17 protein-coding genes are annotated in these 20,537 nt (G+C 44.7%); 13 read left to right on the forward strand and 4 right to left on the reverse strand.

Annotation, left to right across the window (positions count from 1 at the left end):
* Positions 1 to 155: 155 nt before the first annotated feature.
* The 9 genes from minC to BUB11_RS04175 all read left to right on the forward strand — a co-directional run bounded on the left by minC (position 156) and on the right by BUB11_RS04175 (position 10,541).
* On the forward strand, positions 156 to 833 hold the full coding sequence (gene minC / locus BUB11_RS04130) for a septum site-determining protein MinC (RefSeq protein ID WP_073028068.1): 678 nt from the start codon (positions 156 to 158) through the stop codon (positions 831 to 833).
* Positions 834 to 870: 37 nt separating this feature from the next.
* On the forward strand, positions 871 to 1,665 hold the full coding sequence (gene minD, locus BUB11_RS04135) for a septum site-determining protein MinD (protein ID WP_073028069.1): 795 nt from the start codon (positions 871 to 873) through the stop codon (positions 1,663 to 1,665).
* 29 nt (positions 1,666 to 1,694) lie between these two features.
* Positions 1,695 to 1,982: a cell division topological specificity factor MinE gene (minE, locus tag BUB11_RS04140; RefSeq protein WP_073028071.1), complete on the forward strand. Its 288-nt coding sequence runs from the start codon at positions 1,695 to 1,697 to the stop codon at positions 1,980 to 1,982.
* Between the two features lie 216 nt (positions 1,983 to 2,198).
* On the forward strand, positions 2,199 to 3,359 hold the full coding sequence (rodA, locus tag BUB11_RS04145) for a rod shape-determining protein RodA (protein WP_073028072.1): 1,161 nt from the start codon (positions 2,199 to 2,201) through the stop codon (positions 3,357 to 3,359).
* A gap of 684 nt (positions 3,360 to 4,043) precedes the next feature.
* Positions 4,044 to 4,811 carry a murein hydrolase activator EnvC family protein gene (locus tag BUB11_RS04155; RefSeq protein WP_073028076.1) on the forward strand — a complete coding sequence of 256 codons (768 nt, stop codon included), beginning with the start codon at positions 4,044 to 4,046 and terminating at the stop codon, positions 4,809 to 4,811.
* Between the two features lie 218 nt (positions 4,812 to 5,029).
* Positions 5,030 to 5,905: a M50 family metallopeptidase gene (locus tag BUB11_RS04160; protein ID WP_073028077.1), complete on the forward strand. Its 876-nt coding sequence runs from the start codon at positions 5,030 to 5,032 to the stop codon at positions 5,903 to 5,905.
* A 354-nt stretch (positions 5,906 to 6,259) separates the two neighbouring features.
* Positions 6,260 to 7,723 (forward strand): IS200/IS605 family accessory protein TnpB-related protein, encoded by a 1,464-nt coding sequence (locus tag BUB11_RS04165; RefSeq protein ID WP_073028079.1) that lies wholly within the window; start codon positions 6,260 to 6,262, stop codon positions 7,721 to 7,723.
* 257 nt (positions 7,724 to 7,980) lie between these two features.
* Complete coding sequence (locus BUB11_RS04170) at positions 7,981 to 9,837, forward strand: TIGR03960 family B12-binding radical SAM protein (protein WP_073028081.1); 1,857 nt, start codon at positions 7,981 to 7,983, stop codon at positions 9,835 to 9,837.
* 5 nt (positions 9,838 to 9,842) lie between these two features.
* Complete coding sequence (locus BUB11_RS04175) at positions 9,843 to 10,541, forward strand: TIGR03936 family radical SAM-associated protein (protein WP_073028083.1); 699 nt, start codon at positions 9,843 to 9,845, stop codon at positions 10,539 to 10,541.
* A gap of 450 nt (positions 10,542 to 10,991) precedes the next feature.
* Here BUB11_RS04175 and BUB11_RS04185 read toward each other — a convergent pair whose 3' ends face one another.
* Complete coding sequence (locus BUB11_RS04185; RefSeq protein WP_073028086.1) at positions 10,992 to 11,306, reverse strand: AbrB/MazE/SpoVT family DNA-binding domain-containing protein; 315 nt, start codon at positions 11,304 to 11,306, stop codon at positions 10,992 to 10,994.
* A gap of 171 nt (positions 11,307 to 11,477) precedes the next feature.
* Here BUB11_RS04185 and BUB11_RS04190 point away from each other — a divergent pair, with 171 nt between their 5' ends.
* A complete protein-coding gene (locus BUB11_RS04190; protein WP_073028088.1) occupies positions 11,478 to 12,755 on the forward strand; it encodes an Rne/Rng family ribonuclease in 1,278 nt (425 codons plus the stop codon).
* Positions 12,756 to 12,875: 120 nt separating this feature from the next.
* Here the strand turns inward: BUB11_RS04190 and BUB11_RS04195 are convergent, their stop codons facing one another.
* On the reverse strand, positions 12,876 to 13,181 hold the full coding sequence (locus BUB11_RS04195) for a hypothetical protein (RefSeq protein WP_073028090.1): 306 nt from the start codon (positions 13,179 to 13,181) through the stop codon (positions 12,876 to 12,878).
* A gap of 636 nt (positions 13,182 to 13,817) precedes the next feature.
* The gene (locus BUB11_RS04200; RefSeq protein ID WP_073028091.1) at positions 13,818 to 14,867 is read right to left on the reverse strand and encodes a Fic family protein; all 1,050 of its coding nucleotides are present in this window, start codon (positions 14,865 to 14,867) and stop codon (positions 13,818 to 13,820) included.
* Between the two features lie 342 nt (positions 14,868 to 15,209).
* Here BUB11_RS04200 and BUB11_RS04205 point away from each other — a divergent pair, with 342 nt between their 5' ends.
* The gene (locus BUB11_RS04205; protein WP_073028093.1) at positions 15,210 to 17,822 is read left to right on the forward strand and encodes a cell wall-binding repeat-containing protein; all 2,613 of its coding nucleotides are present in this window, start codon (positions 15,210 to 15,212) and stop codon (positions 17,820 to 17,822) included.
* 134 nt (positions 17,823 to 17,956) lie between these two features.
* Here BUB11_RS04205 and BUB11_RS04210 read toward each other — a convergent pair whose 3' ends face one another.
* Positions 17,957 to 18,790, reverse strand: a complete 834-nt coding sequence (locus tag BUB11_RS04210; RefSeq protein ID WP_073028095.1) for an SGNH/GDSL hydrolase family protein — start codon at positions 18,788 to 18,790, stop codon at positions 17,957 to 17,959.
* A 212-nt stretch (positions 18,791 to 19,002) separates the two neighbouring features.
* Between BUB11_RS04210 and BUB11_RS04215 the strand changes: the two genes are divergently transcribed.
* A complete protein-coding gene (locus BUB11_RS04215; RefSeq protein WP_073028096.1) occupies positions 19,003 to 19,701 on the forward strand; it encodes a YveK family protein in 699 nt (232 codons plus the stop codon).
* A 15-nt stretch (positions 19,702 to 19,716) separates the two neighbouring features.
* The gene (locus BUB11_RS04220; protein ID WP_073028098.1) at positions 19,717 to 20,430 is read left to right on the forward strand and encodes a CpsD/CapB family tyrosine-protein kinase; all 714 of its coding nucleotides are present in this window, start codon (positions 19,717 to 19,719) and stop codon (positions 20,428 to 20,430) included.
* Positions 20,431 to 20,537 lie beyond the last annotated feature (107 nt).

The following is a 20,537-nucleotide window of genomic DNA, read 5'->3' on the forward strand; positions in this document are numbered from 1 at the left end:
GGACAGGCTTGTAGAATTTATAGGAGTGCATTTATAGAAAACTCAGCTTGGCGTCGAGTTTTGCGAAGGCGCCTGCTTAGTTACACTTATGCCACCCGAAATAATATACTTTATAACCGGTAGAATTTATGACAAGCAATGGAGGATTGTGCAGGTTGACACGGACAGAACATGTGGCACTAAAGGGCACCCGCGACGGATTGGTGTTATACCTGGATCCGGCTGCGGACTTTGAATTGCTAATGAATGAACTCGATAACCTTATGAAGAACTCTGACCAATTCCTCCAGGGAGCAACCGTCCGGTGCTATGCTGGGAAAAGAGAGTTTTCCGAGGATGAACACGCTGGTTTGACAACCGTTTTGAAACAGAAAGGGTTGGAACTTGCCGGCTGGATGACCTCGGAAGAAGTCTACCTTCCTAAAGCCAGGTCCTATGTACCAGAGGAAAAAGATGCACGCGGGGAGGAAGGGACGTTGGAAGGACACTGTCTCTTTATGGAACGCACACTTCGTTCCGGAAATAGTGTGCAGTATGAGGGGCATGTTGTTGTGCTGGGTGATGTTAACCCGGGTGCGGAAATTATAGCGACCGGTAACATTGTCGTTCTAGGTTCCCTTAGAGGAGTTGCCCATGCCGGAGCGACGGGTGATCGGAAGGCCTCAGTAAGCGCCTATCATTTGGCACCTACTCAATTACGAATTGCAGATTTGGTGACTAGGGCACCGGATGATGGAACAGATGGACGAGGTCCGGAGATAGCTAGGATCAAAGATGATCAATTGATGGTTGAAGCGGCCGGAATGAGTGGTTGGCGTAGCAAGGCCCGTTAATGAGAGAATAAGTCTATAGGGAAAGGCAGGTCTAACTATGGGTGAGGTAATCGTAGTAACTTCTGGAAAAGGGGGCGTAGGCAAGACGACGACATCAGCAAATATTGGCACAGGATTAGCCAGTAATGGTCATAAAGTCGTTCTTGTCGATACAGATATCGGTTTGCGTAACCTTGATGTCGTCTTGGGTTTAGAAAATCGGATTGTTTACGATCTGGTGGATGTAACAAGTGGAAATTGCCGCTTGAAACAAGCGCTTATCAAAGATAAACGTTTTCCAAATCTCTTTTTGCTTCCGGCTGCACAAACAAAGGATAAAACAGCCGTTAACCCTGAACAGATGAAAACATTAGCTGATGAGCTTAAAGCAGAATTTGATTATGCAATTATTGATTGTCCGGCAGGAATTGAGCAAGGATTCCGCAATGCCATTGCCGGTGCAGATCGAGCGGTTGTCGTTTGCACTCCTGAAGTCAGTGCAGTCCGCGACGCAGACCGAATTATCGGCTTACTGGAAGCTGCGGAGCTGAGAAATCCAAAATTGATCATTAACCGTCTGCGCCCGGATATGGTGAAACGTGGAGATATGATGGATATCTCGGATATTTTAGATATTTTAGCTATCGAGCTCATTGGTGTGGTTCCGGAAGACGAGAGCATCGTGGTTTCTACGAACCGTGGTGAGCCTGCAGTCATGGATATGGGATCAAAAGCTGGAGAAGCTTACCGGCGGATTACGAAGAGAATCGAAGGGGAAGATATCCCACTGATGAACCTTGACGTACCCGTAGGAATTATGGATAGACTCAAGAGACTCATTGGCTTACGTTGAACGTTCGGTACTGAGAGGAGGAATTGTCCTTGTTAGAATTTATCAGCCGAATGCTAGGCAGGGAAAGCGCCTCGAGCAAGACGGTGGCAAAAGAACGTCTGCGGCTCGTCTTAGTGCATGACCGTGCCAGCATCTCGCCTGCCATGCTCAACAAATTAAGGGAAGATTTAGTTAAAGTGATTTCAAACTACATGGAAATCGACGAAGCTGCACTCGAGTTTAATCTCTGTCAAGATGATCGGGAAGTGGCGTTGGTTGCCAACATTCCAGTCGTGAAAATGAAGCGGGATTATGCGACCAAGGGATTAGCTGAATAGAACAATGGATCCGCTTTGAAACTGTTAGAAAAGGCATGACACTTATTGTCATGCCTTTTTTAGTGGTGTTCCTACCTTACCAGCCACCCCTAACCTACTCTTTACAGCCACTAGGGTTGCTGTTGGGTAAAGGAATCTTCAAACTTCGAACATAGCGTTAGTTATGGTATAATGAGCAAACAAGTATTCAACAAATAACCTAAGGGGATTTATCACGTGGATAGACGAGCATTAAGAAACCTAGACTTGTTATTCATTCTATTTACTTTGTTATTATTAGCTGCCAGTCTCCTGATCTTGAGTACAGCTTCAATTAACGTCATAAAATCAGATCCCTTTCACTATGTTGAGACCCAATCTGTCTGGATTGTGACCGGGATCGTGATTGCCTTGGTTATTGCCGTCATCGATTATCAGAAATGGCATCATTTTCGATGGTGGATTTATGGCTTTAATTTGGTGTTGCTCTTGATAGTCATTTTTTTTGGAGACACAGCTAAAGGTGCCACCCGCTGGATTTACTTTACTCCAACCATTGGAATCCAACCCTCAGAGTTCGCCAAGATTTTCATCATTATTACCTTCGCAGATTTTTTAGCCGAACGCAAAGGGAAACTTAATAATATCAAGGATTTCATTGTGCCGTTTTTGTTTGTGTTATTCCCCATGCTCCTTATCTTTAAACAACCGGATTTAGGAACGACCTTAGTTTTTGTGGCCATATTTATCGGTATGATGTTCGTTGCCGGAGCTAACCCCTGGAAATTTGGAGGCTTGTTATTGGGAGGGGCCATCGTAGTAGGAATAGCACTTTGGCTCCACTTCTCCACGGACTTGCCGGGGTGGTTACAATGGGCTCAAGGGCTCCCCCTTCCGCTGCAGGAATATCAGTTGAATCGTTTGGTTATCTTCATGGATCCGGCATCAGATCAGTCGGGAGACGGATGGCACATTCTTCAATCTCTCTGGGCTATAGGGTCGGGGGGATTATGGGGAAAAGGATATCGCATGGGAACCCAGGGGCAGTTGAACTTTCTGCCGGAGCATCACACAGACTTCGTTTTCTCTGTGGTCGGAGAAGAGTTCGGCTTTATCGGAACCATCACCTTACTGTTCCTCTTTCTGATCTTTCTTCTGCGCAGCATCTATATTACTTTGAGAGCCCGTGATATGTACGGAATGTTGATTGGTACGGGTGTTGTTTCGATGTTTACTTTCCATATTCTCGTCAATGTCGGTATGACCTCCGGAATCATGCCCGTCACAGGAATTCCCCTCCCTCTCATCAGTGCCGGAGGCAGCGCCATGTGGTCAAATATGGCCGCAATCGGCTTGTTGCTAAGTGTAAACTTAAGGCACCGAAGGCTAATGTTCTGATCGTGGTTTGATATTCGTAGTTCGTGGTTCGAACTAGAAGCGAACAAAGTTCGCACAGTATTTAAAGCCTCAGCCTAATTTTAACCTACGGTCTAAGTTCACGTCTATGTTGATTCTAAGGTCAATTCCGTTCTTCGATTCTCAGAATCGAAATTACAATTCGAACATCGAGCCTCGAACCTCGAAATAGGACTGCATCGCAGTTCTATTTTTTTGTCTATTTCATAGACTATTAATGGGTGTACGAGCCATATTTGAGGCACGAGAATAGAGAATAGAGAATAGAGAATAGAGAATAGAGAATAGAGAATAGAGAATAGAGAATAGAGAATAGAGAATAGAGAATAGAGAATTGAAGTTGAAGTTGAAGTTGAAGTTGAAGTTTGAGGTTGAGATTTGAGGTTGAGGTTGAGGTTGAGGTTGAGGTTGAGGTTGAGGTTGAGGTTGAGGTTGGGGTTCGAGGTTTGAAGTTTGAGGTTTGAAGTTGAGGTTTGAGGTTGGGGTTCGAGGTTTGAGGTTTCGAAAAGTTCGACGTTCGAGTCGAAGCGAACAAAGTTCGCACAGTATTTAAAACCTTCAGCCTAAGTTCAAGCTAAATGCAATTACGTTCTTCGATTCGCAGAATCGAATTCAAAGTTCGAACTACGAACCACGAACCACGAACCACGAATAGGGGGTTAGCGGATGAATCCTTTTGAACGTTGGGATGATTGGGAATGGGAACGGGCGATCCAGGAAGTCGGGAAAGAACAGGGGCGGGGTAAATCGACGCCGCGCAATAACCAATACAGTCGTCATCGAAATCCTGTCAAGAAAGGGTGGGGAAACTTCCTGAACCATTGGAATGGTACCCAGAAGCGAACCCTCTTAGCTGCCATGATGTTCCTAATGGTGTTTTTTAGCGCCAATAGTTCGGATCAAGTTTCCTCAGCCGTCCATTCTATTTATCGGGGGGCTATGGATTCAGGAAATTATTACACAGCTCTCAATAATATGGCGAAAGAAGCATTATCCTTGGGCGGGGTGCCCAGTGAAAGTGTCCCGGTCGATCTCAAGATGAAAGGGAAATTCTTACCTCCCATTTCCGGACCGGTCATGGCCGGCTTTGGCGAGGTGGGAAGTGATGACTCAGTCCATCAAGGGATTGACGTGGGAAGTGCCTTGGGAATTCCTGTGGTCACGCCTGCCAGCGGGGTTGTAACTATAGTCGGGGCAGACCCTCAGTTGGGTAAGATGGTTAAAATTGATTTTGGAGATGGGTGGACCACGGTGCTTGGGAATCTCGGCGAAATAAAGGTTGAGAAAGGTCAACGAATTGAGAAGGGACAGGTGGTCGGAGCTGTTGGTCTTTCCGCCCCTCTTAAGAAGCCCTGGCTTCATTTTGAATTGAGAAAAAATAATCAACCGCTTAATCCAATCCCTTATCTCGTACCTCCTGCGGCGAAGAATTAGAGGGATTAAGAAAAATTAAAGGTGAAGTCAGTTCCTTAAGGATTCATCGAACTTATACATGGTTTAGGATCCCATATACATTCGTAAAAATCCACTTCTTAGTGGGAGTGGGTTCAGCTTGAGCGGACGAGTTCGCTTTAAGGTGGAAGTATAAACGTGGTTAGCGATATGGATAGATCTTAGCTCATCGACACAGTTCTAGGGGGGAGTGCGAGAAAATGGAGCTTTTCAAAATATCTGGGGTGAGCATCCGAATCCATCCCTCATTTCTGGTAGTATTGTTACTCTATGGAGTCCTGGGTTTAGCGGCCCAGGCTCTTCTCATCTTTGCCTTAGTAGTAGGGCATGAATTGGCCCATCTTTTGGTGGCTAAAGCCTACGGTTTTAAAGTCGAAGGTCTTGAACTGTTTCCCTTCGGAGGAGCAGCTTATTGTGACGGCCTCTTCGAAGGACGGAAACTTGAAGAGAGTGTTATGGCCTTAGCCGGTCCGGCATTTAACCTTGTCCTCCTCTTTGGAGCTCAGGTTTTACGTTGGAACGGAGTTTGGACGGGAGAACTGGCCGAAGATTTTGTTCGCTATAACCTGTGGCTGGCCGCTTTTAACTTAATCCCTGTTTTACCCTTGGATGGTGGGCGGGTAGTGCGAGCCCTCTTAGTCGAAGGTTTCGGATTCGTGCGGACCACAAAATTTTTAGCTGGGGCAGGAAGATGGCTGGGGGTTCTCTTTGCCCTTTATGGAGTAGTCTTAGGGGTTAGTGGAAAATTTACGGAAGGTCCGCTTTTCTATCTCATATTGGGAGGCTTCTTCTGGTTTGCGGGGAGCAAAGAGATCTCTTCCGCTCATATTACCTTTCTTAGGCAATTAACTCGCAAGAAAGAGGAATTAATGAAAAGAGGGCTGATGCGCAGTCTATGGCTAACGGTTCAGGGAGAAACTCCTTTGGTGCGGATTGTAGAAGAATTCACCCCGGATCGTTATACCATGATTTCCCTTACCAATGAAAAAGCGGGAATGGAGAAAATTCTCACCGAGACAGATATTGTTGAAGGAATGCTGCGGGAGGGGATCCGCTTTCCCGTCGGAAAGCTCTAACCAACGAGATATGAGGATAATCCTTGAAATTATAGGGAATTTAACTTATATATGATATAATTTAAGTTCACAATATAATAGATACAAGGAGGTAACAACAGTTTTGTAAAGTCTATACAAATCCTAGTGAGCCGATAGCCTTTAACTAGTTAAACTATATCGTAGAAGGTATATTTGGGTGACAAGTAGATTGATAGATATAAGTGACTATGAAAAAGTTGCTAGTGGACTTTACGAATCTATTGAACAAGGTGTAAAGTTGCAACCCAATGAAGAAATCTAATTGGTGCCAGAGGTAGAAGAAAGCTAAAACAGACGATTGTTCAAACCATAGAAAATTGGAACAGGAGCGAGGTGAGTCTTACGAAAACGACGGTGAAAGCTGTTCTGATAGACCTAACGAATGAGCAAAAGGCACTATTAGATCACATGATGCTTGTTTTCTGTACGGCCATTCGCTACTCGTTTAAGCGACAACTCGAAGGACAGCGGATCGGAGACTTGGAAAAGGTTGTTGCGCATAAGTACCATTTGAATATTCGACAAGCTAAAGACGCAGTGGAGTCGGCAAGGCAGACGATTGCTTCACAACATGAACTTGTTAGGCTTCACCATCAAAACTATAGCAAAAAAGTCGAAGCGCTTGTCAAAAAGCTTAAGAAGCCTAAGCTATCGGAACGCAGGGTTAAAGCCTTAACCGCAAAATTGGCGAAACGTCAGCAAAAGCTAGATTATTGGACAACGTTTTTGACGAGTAAGACCATCCCACCGGTTACCTTTGGCACGAAAAAGATGTTTTTAAGACGGTGTAAGGGATTAATATCGAAACAGGAATGGAACGATTGTCGTAATAACCGTTTTTACAGTCGTGGTGATAAGACAAAGGGCGGTAATCCAAATTTAAGAGTCGTCTTTAAGGATAGAGTAAGTTTCCTAGAAATCTCAACCCTTGAAAAAACAGTTAAGAACAGAGCAATTAAAGTTATGATGCCGATTTATTTACCGCAAAAACTCTCCAAAAAGACTGGCAAAGTCAATGGTGTACATTACCGAAAGTTATTTATGGAATCGTTAGAACAAGGTGTTGCCTACCAAGTGGAGTTGATCAAACAAGATGGCAAGTATTACGCACACATTACGTTTGAAGAACCTGAAGCGAACGTCGTCGACACTGGGCACCTCAACATGATCGGAGCAGATACGAATCCTGATGGTTTTGTGCTAACAAGGATTGATAATAAAGGTAACTACAGAGGGCACACCTATTTAAAACAGCATGAATTAACCTTCTGTCGGAGTAACCGGCGAACGAATTTATGTGGTGAGCTTGTGAAACAAGCGGTAGAAGCGGCAAAAACTAACCATTGCGGGATCGCTGCGGAAGATTTAAAGTTTAAGGACGACCGCGATGTTACGGGTAAAATGGCTAGAGTGAGCAGTCAGTTTGTTTACGCAACGTTACTCCAAATGTTGGAGCGTAGTTGTCTGCGTAACGGTGTCGAATTCGTCAAGGTTAGACCCCAATATACCAGTAAAATAGGGCTTTATAAATATTGTCACCAATACGGACTCGATGTCCATAACGGAGCAGCCTTAGTTATAGCAAGACGAAGTTATGGGTTAAAAGAAACCGTACCTAAGCTACTACGAGACAAATTAGTACCAAAGAAAACACTGACCATATTCAACCAAAGGAATGAATGGGGCCAGTGGAGTGAGATTAGTAAACAAGTCGATAGACTATTCAAAAAACGGAAGGAAGTGAATACGCCTGGTTTATGGTTAGTGCGTAGGAAAGAACTACTTAGGATTGCTTAACGATTAAGCTTAGAATAAACCACTGCACAAGTACACTCAGTTGAAAGGCTTGTGCGGAGTTGTTTTAGGGGCGACTAACCGTCGCACGTCTGTTGTACTTAAGCTGATACTCAATTAAGGCTTTATTGGCGTTTAATACGAGAGTATTGACCTTAGTAGCTGAATCCTGTGATGCTACCACTTTGTTTAGTCGGCAAAGTGAAAATGCTGGATGTATAAGTTTGTCTAGTGTTTAGAAACCAGGCCTCGCTGATACCATGAGTAATAATACTGCGGCGGAGATACGCCGGCAGGTCGAACGCTTTTTACCTAAAGTCTTAAAACCTAGCCGATATATCGGATCTGAATGGAATGTGATTAAGAAAGATTGGGATAAAACCGATGTCCGGATGGTCTTTGCTTTTCCGGACGTCTATGAAGTAGGAATGTCCCATTTAGGAACCAGAATCCTCTACCACCTGGTTAATTCATATCCTGAATTTCTCTGTGAAAGGGTTTTTGCTCCTTGGATCGATATGGAAAAAGAATTGCGAGAAAAGGAAATTCCCCTCTATGCCCTCGAATCCTTTCAGCCCCTTAACAAATTTGATGTGGTCGGATTCACCCTTCAGTATGAAATGAGTTATACGAATATCCTTAACATGCTGGATATGGCAGGAATCCCCATGCGGGCGGAGGACCGGGGACCTGAGGATCCGTGGGTTATTGCCGGAGGACCCTGCGCCTATAACCCGGAACCTCTGGTTGGATTTATTGACTTTTTCCTCATCGGAGAGAGTGAAGAACAATTGCCTGAAGTGCTTCATCTAGTGGCTGAACAGAAGAAAAACCCCGTTTCCCGGCAAGACTTTTTACGGAAAGTCGCCCAAGTCCAAGGGGTATACGTTCCGGAGTTCTACCATGTAACGTATAAAGAGGACGGTCGAATTGAGAAGATTGTGGCTGAAGAGGGTGTCCCTGCTTTAGTGGAAAAGGCCATTGTCGCCGATTTGGATCAAGCATTTTTCCCTACTAATCCGGTCGTCCCGTATTTAGAAATTGTCCATGATCGAATGATGCTAGAGGTGATGCGCGGCTGCTCGCGAGGATGCCGTTTTTGCCAAGCGGGTATGATTTACCGACCTGTCCGGGAACGTTCTCCGGAAACCCTGCTCAAACAAACAGAGGAATTGGTCCGCGCTACAGGCTATGATCAGATCGCTCTCACCTCACTTTCCACCGGAGATTACACCTGTATACAGCCTGTGATTCATAGCATCATGGAAAAGCATGGAGCAGAAGGGGTAGGAGTATCCCTCCCGTCCCTGAGAGTAGACTCTTTTGATGTTGATTTAGCCGAAACCGTGCAGAAAGCTCGTAAATCCGGTATAACATTTGCCCCGGAAGCCGGTTCACAACGCTTGCGTAACGTGATCAACAAGGGAGTCGAGGAGGAAAACCTTTTACAAGCTGCAGAGGCAGCCTTTAAAAAGGGATGGTCCACCATTAAGCTCTACTTTATGGTCGGGTTACCCACAGAGACTCAGGAAGACATTGATGGAATCATTGATTTGGCGAAAAAAGTTGTTAATCTGGGGACCAAGCTGGGACGCCGAAATATCACAGTGACGGTCTCGACGAGTGTCTTTGTTCCTAAAAGTCACACTCCATTTCAATGGGAGCCCCAGGAAGCAGGCTCTTCAGTGGAACTGAAGCAGAGATATTTGAGAGAGAAATTAAGAGATCGCCGCATTAAATATAGCTATCATGATGTGACAACAAGTTATTTAGAAGCCGTCTTTGCCAAAGGGGACCGGAAATTGGCCCCACTCCTGGAATGGGCAGTTAAACACGGATGTCGTTTTGATGGTTGGTCTGATCAATTCCGCTACGATGTGTGGATGGAGGGCTTGAAAGAGTTAGGAATCGACCCTCGTTTTTACGCTAATCGCGCCATGGATTATGATGACATCTTACCTTGGGAGCATATAGGAAGTGGCGTGTCGAAACGGTTTTTGGCTGAAGAACACCATCGGGCGCTGCAGGAAGCAAAGACCATCGACTGTCGATATGAGGATTGTACCGGGTGCGGAGTTTGCCCGAGCAGAGGGGTTCAGATTGAGTTGAAAGGGTGAGTGCCATGCGGCTAAGAATCGCCTATACTAAAATTGAAGATGCAAGGTATATCGCACACCTTGACCTTACGAGAGTATTTGAACGTGCGATCCGACGAGCTGGAATCCATATGTCTTATTCAGAAGGATTTAACCCTCGTCCCAAGATTTCCTTTGGTTTTGCCTTAGCGGTTGGAACAGAGGGCGAGAGGGAATACGTGGATGTTGAGCTTCAAGAGGAGATGGATCTGGGAGAAGTATTAGCGCGAGTTCAGGAACAACTACCTCCCGGAATTCGCCTGTTACAAGGGCGCGCCTTGGATCAGGGTGCTAAATCCTTGATGGCAGTGCTCAATGCCGCCAGTTATCGGATACGTGTGCCCATGGCTCTGCCGATTCAAGCGGAACGTTTGCAGGAAGCCGTAAGCGGTTGGCTGGGAAGAGAACACGTGACTTATTCCCGTTATTCTAAAAAGGGACCGACAGATAAGGACATTCGACCTTGGATTAAGCTGTTAGAGGCTAAAATCCAAGGGGATGAAGTTATCTTCGACCTGGAAGTTGAGATGGGCAACTCAGGAAGTGTACGTCCGGAGGAAGTGCTGGCCAGTTTGAGGGAGCTTGAGAATTTGCCGATTGAGTTGGATGGGATCCAGGTTATTCGGACGGGGGTTCATGTAAGTTATGAGGGCGGGAAGAGCTCGCCGATCGATACGGCTGGGTGAGCGTTCTTGGTGAGCTTCGAAGCGTGAGTGGGAGAGAGGGTCACGAGCACACTTGTTCAACCGTGCGTTCGTCGTGCCAAACTAGGGCTTTAATCCGGTTATGTAAGCGGGCAGGGTTCCCGGCCAAAGCGGCGTCCGTGCCGCATGGCCGGCGGGAAACGTCCCTGTTTCCCGCCCTGCTTTATGCAAGCGGATTAAAGCCGAGTTTGGCTACGACTCTCGCAAAGGTTTCTCGCCGTGTGCTCGTGACCCTCGCTCTGGGGGTCTGCTGGGGTAAGCTGGGTAAGTTGGGGCAAGTTTTGGAGTTGACTTCGAAGCTGAGCGGCGCCGCAGGGCTGGGGACGGATCTGGGTGATAGGTGGGGCGTTAGCTGGTGCTTGGGAAGTTGTTGCAAGCTGAATTTTGGGACATGCTTTAGGCATGTGGCACCTCTGAATCGGTGCGGGGGATTTATTCTGCATTGTTGTTTTTCCTTAAATCTTCTAGGAAATCTTCCATGGAATCAAAGTTTTTGATTCGCCCAGCGTCGATTTCAGCTTGGGCTTCTCCTTCACCTGTTTGCCATTTCTCTGTCCAAAACCATTGCTGATCAGCTTGTATAAGCTTTTGGGGTTCTAGTACGAGTTTTCCGTCTACAACTGAAACTTCAAGAATATCTCCTTCGTTAAGGTTAAGCTCTTTACGAACTTCTTGGCCTAGGGTGATTAGGTGATGTTTCTTTATTTGTACAATTCCAAATGACTTTTTCAACTGTACTAGGGGCATATATATCGCTTCCTTCTTATTTTCTGAAAATTTTATTTAGCCTAGTTATAACACGTTATTGCCTGTAGGCAAAGAATTTCTGCTTTATCACGGTTCTTGCGAGTCTAGTGCAAGTATAGGGCCGATCTTGGGATTGCATTGGCTTCGAAGCTGAGCTGGGAGGTGTATTCGATGAAAAGTAAGCGTGCGCGTAAAGAAATCGTTCTGCAAAGCCAAACCATTGGTAACGGCCAAAACCAATCTCAAAAGATACGGGCAGCCGTCTTTGAGCAGGGTGAACTGATGGAAGTTTTCGAGGATGAAGGCGGTTCCTCCCATTTGGTGGGGAATATTTATCGGGGGCGGGTTGAGAATGTCCTTCCTGGTATGCAGGCTGCTTTTGTTGATATTGGTTTGGACAAGAACGCCTTTCTGTATGTTGGAGATGCTGTTCCATCCCGCTTTGATGAGGATGAAAAGGCTTCGACGATTGTTCAGGATCGGATCGAAAATGTTCTTAAACCTCGCCAAGAGCTTTTAGTACAGGTTACTAAAGAACCGGTGGGTACGAAGGGCGCTCGGATCAGTGTTAATATTACCATGCCGGGGAGGTATGTGGTGCTGTTGCCCCAGGTTAGCTATATTGGGGTGTCTCGGAAGATTCAAGATAATAATGAACGGGCAAGGCTGCGGGATTTGGCGGCTGCATCTAAACCGGAGGGTATGGGAGTCATAGTTCGTACTCTTGCTGAAGGGATAGATGGGGACGAGATAGCGGAAGATATCAGGCAACTTGTTGCTTTTTGGCAAGCCTTAGTGCCGAAAATCCCACACGTTTCTGTGCCCGGTCTGGTACATAAAGATGTTGATCTTATTTCCCGCTTAATCCGGGACTGGATTAATCATGATGTCGAAAGAATCACCGTTGATCATGATGAGGTCGGTCAAATACTGCGTAAAGCTTTACGGGAGATTGAACACCCGGCCGCTAAACAGATTTATGTTGTCACAGGAGAGGACCTGTTTGAAAAGTACGGGGTGGATGATGAAATCCGAAAAACTTTGCGCTCTAAAGTGTGGCTGAAGAGCGGAGGGTATTTAGTCATCCAACAAACTGAGGCCTTAATCGTAATTGATGTGAATACCGGAAAATATGTAGGGACACACTCCTTGGAGGAAACGGTAGTCCATACGAACCTGGAGGCTGCCCGTGAGATAGCTCGACAGTTGAGGCTGAGAAACCTGGGTGGAATTATCATTATTGATTTTATCGATATGATAACCGAAGAGGCACAGAAACAAGTCATTAACGAGCTGGAGACAGCTTGTGCCCAGGATAAAACTAAGTCTCAGGTTTTAGGGATTACTCAGCTGGGGCTTGTGGAAATGACTCGCAAAAAAGTGGGTCAGACCCTTTCAGTACGTTATACTTCTCCTTGTCCGAACTGTGATGGGAGCGGGAGGGTATAACTTCTTAGGTCAAATTTATGGAAGCCTTCATTGCCTATCAATATACATAGAAGTCTAAAAAATCTCTCACATCCTAATTAAGGGTCTGGGAGATTTTTTAGACTTCTTGCAACGACTCATTCATTTTATCATTCTCAAATGGGATGTCTCTAATTGTAGGACCTCGACCTTGGCTTCTATGCGTTCCAGTGCTTTTCCGGTCTTTTGGTTATCTTCTATCTGTATTTCACGGAAATCAAAGATTACTCCAATTTTTTGGGAGATATCATGTTCGACCACTGTGATTATTTTAGCAACGTTTTGAGCTATTGTTTCTTGATCTGTTCTAAGCACATTGACTTCGCCTCTAAGCTCTTTTAACTCACCTCGCATCTCCGTTTGCGTTTGATATATGTTTGCGAGTAACTCCATAACTTTTTGATCCATTTGAAACACCCCCCCTCGCAAAACAATTATAACATAATATGTAAGCTGTGAGTTTGAAGTTGTCCCGATCTATATATTTTCTCTAGTAAACGGTCAATTTATCACCTTTAACCCATTCAAGCGTGAATCCTATGGACATAACATGTAGCAAAGAATTTCAGTCCTAACAAAGTCCTTGATTATTGTCGTATTCTGTAATAAAGTACCATTATGAGTCGTTTTACAGAAAGGGGCACCTAAGTCATGGGCTTACCTTGGCACAAGCTCAATCCCAAGAAGCAGAATTTCTATATCATACTTGCGGCGGTTGTATTGGCAGCGGTTATTGGCGGAACATTTTATCTTATAAATATGTAATAATCTGAAAACAGTTGAATAACCATTAGAGTGCAAAAAGAAAGAACGGATTTAAGGTGAATCCGTTCTTTCTTTTTGCACTCTAACAACATGAACGTTCCGTCTTTACCTATGGAAACCTCAGAGATTAGCGATCCGTCAACCTCATCACGTGATTTACGATCAACTACTGCTTGTATGCATAGATTGGCCGACCTTCTTCATCGTAAGAGTCTACAACCTTCTCTGTTCCGAATCTCAGAAAGTCTTTAATATCAGAGAAAGCTATTTCATGGACTATTACAGCTTCCTCCATCGGGCATTACGACCTTGCTCTACACATTCAATGGTTCCATCGTGGCTTAATTCATTCAATATCCTTTGAATAGTTGGCCGGCTTACACCTGGACAACGTTCTTGGATATCTTGAATAGTGAAATCTGCAATAAAGTGGTCTATGACCTCCTTAACTTTTTGCGCTTTCCACCCTCTGCGTTGCTTGCTATCCGTTGTTTTTCCAACTCGCTCCTCAAATCGCTGGTAAGACTTAAGAAGCATCACTAAGAAGTAGTTGATCCATGGTAGTAAATTGTGTTCCCCTTCGTGCCAACCTACAGAAGATTGCTCCAAGGTCTCGTAATACTGATCCTTCGTCTCCTCTACTACTTTCTCTAAGCTGATATAACGACCGACTTCATGACCGCATTGGTAAAGCATGAGCAATGTCAATAACCGAGCCATACGACCATTGCCATCACTGAAAGGATGAATACTTAAAAAATCTAAAATGAACGTTGCTATAAGGATCAACTCGTTAATAGTTCCACGCTCACGCTCACGAAGATATGCATTAAATAATTCATCCATAGCCTCAGGCGTACGCCAGGCCGGGACCGGGATAAAGCGAATTCGCTTGGTTCCATCAGGGAGCGTCTCTGTAATCTCATTATCGTTGATCTTGAACCGTCCACCACTGCCGGTGTATTGCATTAAATCTCTATGAAGCTGTAGTATTACTCCTGGCTTGAGAGTCATATATTCCGCTGACGCATGAATTGTAGCTAATACATCGCGGTACCCGGCAACATCCGACTCTGAACGTGTCTGCGGTTGAATTTTTTTCTGAACAATAGACGTTAAACGCTTAGTTTCAACCACAATTCCCTCTAATCGATTACTTGACTCAGTACTTTGAATTATGGCAGCATCCCTCAACGCAGCCAATATTTCAGGAAGCTGCTGCTTAAATAAATCCTGCTTACCTTTGAATTCTTGAATTCGTCCAATCAACTGCAATGTTTCGTTAGGCCAGGCCATATTGTTTAGTTTATCATTCCTAAATGACATCATTGCAAAATCACCAACCTTTATATATATAATTATATGCCAAATTATATATATTTAAAAGTGGTCAATGATAAATTATTACATTGTTCGTTGATTGGAATAAACAATAGCAATGCTGGACGAGAGAGCTGTAATAGCTAAAAGTGAAAATAATATGAATAAAAGGATATTCCTTGCAGGAATATCCTAAGGAATAGCGAATTAATTAAATAACTTTTGACAGGTGAGGGACATTTTACCTTAATTGTAATTTTCATTAATATAAGAGTGGTTCCGCACCAACCCTAATCCTGACACAACCTAGGATAGAAAACCAGAGCCCGAATTAAACGAGGAGGTCAAATCATGAAAAGAACAAAACAAAAGTTGTTAAACGGATGTATGGCAGTTGCAGTTGCATTGTCGGCAACCTTAACTCCGGTTGTTGCGAATGCAGCAACGCCAGACGTACTAAATGCAGTGACTAGGATTGGTGGATATGACCAGTATGCAACAGCAGCCCTGATGGCCCAAAAAGGCTGGGCGGGAACAAGCGACAGCGTCGTTCTTTCAGCCGGAATGACCTACTCCCTTGTGGATGCCTTGGCAGCGGGCCCATTGGCAGCTAAATTGAAGGCTCCCATTCTATTAACAGATAACGGGCAAACCTTAAATGCATCAGCTAAAGCGGAGCTGCTTCGACTCAAACCTAAAAAAGTCTATATTACCAGCGGTACAGCTGTCATCAAACAATCCGTTCTTAATGAAATCATCGCTATGGGTATTACCCCGGTTCAGCTTGGGGGATATGATCAATATGAAACCTCCGTAAACATAGCAAAGGAAATGGCCAATCAAGGCGTCAATATCTCTAAGGTTGTGATTGCAGCCGGTTGGTTAAGCCCATCAGATGCTCTTTCTGTTGCGCCCATCGCTGCAGCCCAAGGTATGCCGATCTTGACTACCACCCAAGGACAACTTCCTGCCTCTGTTAAAACCTATCTCGACAGCATCAATGATAAGGTCACAGATTCCTATGTAGTTGGTGGAACGGCAGTAGTATCGGATGCGGTCAAAGGGCAGTTAAAAGGAAACGTCAAAAGATACTCAGGCCTCTCGAAGTATGATACCAACGTCCAAATCCTAAAAGGCTTTGCCAGACAGTATAAGAATGACAAAGTATACGTCGCAAACGGAGAAACCTTAGTTGATGCTCTGGCTGTTGTACCTCTTGCCGCTGCAAGTGGGTCCCCCGTAGTGCTTGTTAATCAACAACTGGACAATGTCACCAAGGATTTTGTGAAGTTAAACTTATCGACCAATGATATGGTTGCAGTAGGCGGTGAGTTTGTTGTTCCTTCTGCTGGAATGAACGCCCTGACATCGGCTGTGTCATATTCAACCGATGATGAAACCGTCGGTTCGATTGATAAGACGACTCCCGCAGTATTGACAGACAACGTTCTGCTTACAGGAGATAACATCACCTTACAAAACGCCAAGGCCAATTACAGCGTCTATGTTAAGGGAGACAATATCACACTGAACAACCTGACAGTCAGTGGGACAGTCTTTGTTGATCCCGGGGAAAAGGGAACGGCTACCTTAGACGGAGTAACCGCAGCTAACATCGTTATCCTCTCCGGTGCATCAGACAGTATCCACATTAAAAATACCACAGCCGGCGTCCTTACAGTTGACAGTGACAGTAATGTCCGGGTTGAGGCCTCCGGTACTACAACAATTGATAACACTGTTGTTCGGACCTACGCAATTTTAGATGCCAACGGCGGTTCCATGGGGACGGTTACCATTACGAGTGCCCCCGGACAAGATCCCGTTGTTGAATTAAGAGGAACTTTCACTGAGCCCGTCGTGGTGGAAAGTCAGGTTACCTTAAAAGCTGCAGAAGACGCTGTTGTTCCATCTGTTGTTATTAACACAGAAAATATAGATCAAAAAGTTACCTTAGAGGGAAGCTTTAAAGCGGTAGAAGTACAATCCCAAGGGAAACTGGTTTTAGCCGACAATACTGTTGTTGAAACTATGAAAACCACTGCCAAAGTTGACATTACTATTCCAAGCAGTTCAAGTATTGGCAAATTACAATCGGGTTCAACTGGTACAGTCGTTAGCGGTGGTGGAAAAGTTAACGGTGAGAATACTACCTCAACTCCCAGTACACCGCCAAAAACTCCATCAACAGGTGGAAGTGGCGGCAGCGGCGGATCGGGTGATACAACGTCTACCGAAATTGTAGAATTCTCTATCTTAGATGGTGCAGATGATGGCATTGCAGACGACACAGTTAATGGAACAAGCGGTTCCGCCGATCTTACCGGATTAGCTAATACACAAATGGTAGGCGCTATTGATATCACAGCCAGTCCTGCGGATAGTACCCTTGAGCTGACCAGTCTTGTATCCCCGGGTACGGGTACAGTATCCTTTAGCAACAAATCATTCTCCTTAAGCAATCCAATTACTATGTCAGACCTTCTTCCGGCAATTAAAAACGGAGATGTCAGCTTAGGTACCTTAAGAGATCTATTTGGGTCATCGGTTACGTTCCGTGGCACTCTCTCGAAATCAGGATATTCTGACAGCAGTGTTAATCTGACCCTCAACTTATCATCATCTGTCACACCGCCAAATAATGAGTGGACTACAATGACAGTCAATGAAAGTACCCGCGTTATTACGGCAACAATAAAGAGTGGTAAAGGAAGTACTAAGCTAAGCACTATGGGAATTAATAATCTGGTAGTCAATTCTTTCGGAGTACTGCCTGTATCAGTAAAACCTGACGGTGGTGATTGGAATGACCCAACTACCACTACCGGCAAAGCCGAAATTAAAGCTGATATCGAAACCCTGGTTGGTACTACTTGGGCAAATGCAACCTTAGGTCAACTTGTAAATAAGAAAATTCTTTTTAAGGATCAAAACAATAATACCTGGACTATCAATTTTAAATAATGCCAATTTCATAACTATCCCCATTTAGCTCCCCCTAGGAAATTAGGTTAAAGCAAAGAGCAAAGAGTCGACCGCTATGGCGGTCGGCTCTTTAAAAAGAACAATTACTCGTAAAGCGCAAGTACAGAGGATTTTCAATACTCCCCCGACAAATATCCCTCAAATCCCTTTACTACTTCAGCCGCGAAAACCTGATACCCCTTATCGTTGGGATTAACTCCGTCTGCCAACAGCCCTGCCAGGGGAGTCGGATCACTTATAAAGGCTGTCCACTCGTCAATAACAGGAAGTTGGTGTTTTTCTCCAAGCTCAATAATAACCTGGCGATAAGGGAAAGACTTATTATTATTAGCTACGTTTTTAACGGGAGGTTCCACAACTAAAAAAATGTTGGCACCTGGGCTTAAGACTTTAAGTTCTGCCAGCAGTTCTTCGTACTTATGCTTGAAATCCTCCGTGGTTACTGTGGCCCAATCGTTTCTGCCTAAGCAGAGGATGATGAGGTCCGTGTCTGGTGTCGCCTCAGGAGCATAGGCTGAGACCGTATTTATGGTAGCATTTTCAGTGGTCTTAAAATGCCACTGAAAATTACCCGGGTATTTATCAAGTAAAGCCTTTGAGACTAAAGCATGCCAGCTTAATTCCTCTTTATTGGTAGTCCCTTGGCTTTCAGCCACAGCTCCTCCGAAGACAAGGGCCTTAACACCGGCAGGACCGGAAAGTTTAACTAATCCATGGTTGGTGATCGTGCTTGGCTCATCAATAAGGGGATTCCCAGGGGTCTTCTCCGAATTCTCAGGGTTTGAAGTCTCAGTCATGGTTATGGTGCCGTTGACCGGAGTGGATAGTTTTAGGGTATATTCCGGTGTCTCTCCTCTATTGGTGACCCAGAATAGGCCAATAACAGAAAGTGCCAAAATACAGGTGGCTAAAATTATGTGGAATTCACGCTTGGCTGGTTTAATCATTAGAGCAGTTTCCTCCTAAACGTACGGGATTTCCTACAGACAACAAGGTTCGACGTTGGAGTATGTAATATCCTTCTAAAATACCCAAAATTATATATTTTTCCAAGATAAATAATTACAAAAGAATCATTTTTTAGAAATTGAAGGAAAAATCAAAACGATAGCGAATATAGTATGTCGGACAAGTTTGCTGGATTGATTTGGAGGTAGCCATGGAAGAAGAAATAGAATTAAGACAGTATTGGGAAATGCTAAAAAAGCGTTGGATCATCGTCCTGGTACTGCCGCTCATCGCAGCTCTCACCAGCGGGGTCGTTAGTTTCTTTATTATAAAACCCGTATATCAAGCCTCCACTACGTTGATCGTGGGAAAGAAAGCCTCGGAGGCAGGTCAAGCAGCCGTACAAATGCTGGACAATAGTGTCCTCCAAGCTAATCAACAGCTTGCTAAAACCTATGCCACCATCGCCCAAAGTCGTACCGTTGAGCAAAGTGTCATTAATCACTTGGATTTGACAATGAGTGTTGCAGAGCTTGACAAACTTATCACAATCAGCCCCGTAAAGACGACGGAAATTCTAGAAATACAAGTCATGAATACAAACCCCGAACTAGCGACTGACATCGCCAATTCGATGGCAGCTGAGTTTTCCAAAGCGGTCATTGAGATAAAAAAAGTAGACAGTGTCAGTATCGTAGATACAGCAGTCGTCCCTACTAATCCGGTTAAACCCAATAAAAAGTTAAACATCTTGATTGCCTATGTTGTCGGCTTAATGGCTGCCTTCGGACTGGTCTTTTTGTTAGAGTACTTAGACAATACCATCAAGACCTCAAGTGATGTGGAGAATATTTTAGGAATTCCCGTATTAGGAGTTATACCAAGCTTTGAAGCAGGAAAACAAGGGTAAGAGGAGAAGGTTTACTTGGCATTTTCACTAATTACGCACGAAGAAACGAAATCACCTATCTCTGAGGCTTACAGGACCCTCCGGACGAATGTGCAGTTTACAAGTGTGGATTCTAAGACTAAGAAAATTATGATCACAAGTTCAGGCCCGCGAGAAGGAAAATCGACCACCGTTGCCAACCTGGCTGTGAGTATAGCTCAATCCGGCAAGTCTGTCCTGGTTATCGATGCGGATTTGCGTAATCCCACTCAGCATAAACTGTTTCAACTGGGTAATTTCGAGGGACTTTCAAGTTTTTTGGTTCAGGATCAAGAAGACAGTCACAACTTCATCAAGGAAACCGAAATACCTGGGGTCAAGGTCCTGACAGGAGGTCCCATTCCCCCCAATCCGGCTGAGCTCGTCGGATCTCAACGGATGAAGCGTTTAATCGAGGAAGTCAGCGAGCAATTTGATGTGGTCCTGATCGATACCCCGCCGATCATTGCCGTGACAGATGCCGCCATTCTTGCTCAGCAAGTCGACGGAGTGATCTTAGTCTTGGCCGCCGGTGAAGTAAACAAAGAGTATGCCCAGCTTGCCAAGGAGCAGTTAGATAAAGTAGGAGCGAAGATCCTGGGGGCAGTTCTCAATAAAGCAGACATGAACACTAGCGACTACTATTACTACTACTACTATCACGGAACTGACGATAATAAGAAGAAGCATAAAGGGCATAAACATGGCTAAAATTTAACGGTTAATGTCAGAATCTAAGCAATAGGATTTTTAGTGAACTCGTTCAGCTAAAGCTGAACATCGGGGCTTCGGTAGGGGATTCTACCCCCACCGAAGTA

The organism is Desulfosporosinus lacus DSM 15449 (genome assembly GCF_900129935.1).
GTDB lineage: Bacteria > Bacillota > Desulfitobacteriia > Desulfitobacteriales > Desulfitobacteriaceae > Desulfosporosinus > Desulfosporosinus lacus.

Excerpts from the sequence above, each read along its gene's own strand:
- minD (WP_073028069.1), top strand. The coding sequence starts at position 871 with ATGGGTGAGGTAATCGTAGTAACTTCTGGAAAAGGGGGCGTAGGCAAG.
- BUB11_RS04155 (WP_073028076.1), top strand. The coding sequence starts at position 4,044 with ATGAATCCTTTTGAACGTTGGGATGATTGGGAATGGGAACGGGCGATC.
- BUB11_RS04160 (WP_073028077.1), top strand. The coding sequence starts at position 5,030 with ATGGAGCTTTTCAAAATATCTGGGGTGAGCATCCGAATCCATCCCTCA.
- BUB11_RS04170 (WP_073028081.1), top strand. The coding sequence starts at position 7,981 with ATGAGTAATAATACTGCGGCGGAGATACGCCGGCAGGTCGAACGCTTT.
- BUB11_RS04175 (WP_073028083.1), top strand. The coding sequence starts at position 9,843 with ATGCGGCTAAGAATCGCCTATACTAAAATTGAAGATGCAAGGTATATC.
- BUB11_RS04185 (WP_073028086.1), bottom strand. The coding sequence starts at position 11,306 with ATGCCCCTAGTACAGTTGAAAAAGTCATTTGGAATTGTACAAATAAAG.
- BUB11_RS04190 (WP_073028088.1), top strand. The coding sequence starts at position 11,478 with ATGAAAAGTAAGCGTGCGCGTAAAGAAATCGTTCTGCAAAGCCAAACC.
- BUB11_RS04195 (WP_073028090.1), bottom strand. The coding sequence starts at position 13,181 with ATGGATCAAAAAGTTATGGAGTTACTCGCAAACATATATCAAACGCAA.
- BUB11_RS04200 (WP_073028091.1), bottom strand. The coding sequence starts at position 14,867 with ATGATGTCATTTAGGAATGATAAACTAAACAATATGGCCTGGCCTAAC.
- BUB11_RS04205 (WP_073028093.1), top strand. The coding sequence starts at position 15,210 with ATGAAAAGAACAAAACAAAAGTTGTTAAACGGATGTATGGCAGTTGCA.
- BUB11_RS04210 (WP_073028095.1), bottom strand. The coding sequence starts at position 18,790 with ATGATTAAACCAGCCAAGCGTGAATTCCACATAATTTTAGCCACCTGT.
- BUB11_RS04215 (WP_073028096.1), top strand. The coding sequence starts at position 19,003 with ATGGAAGAAGAAATAGAATTAAGACAGTATTGGGAAATGCTAAAAAAG.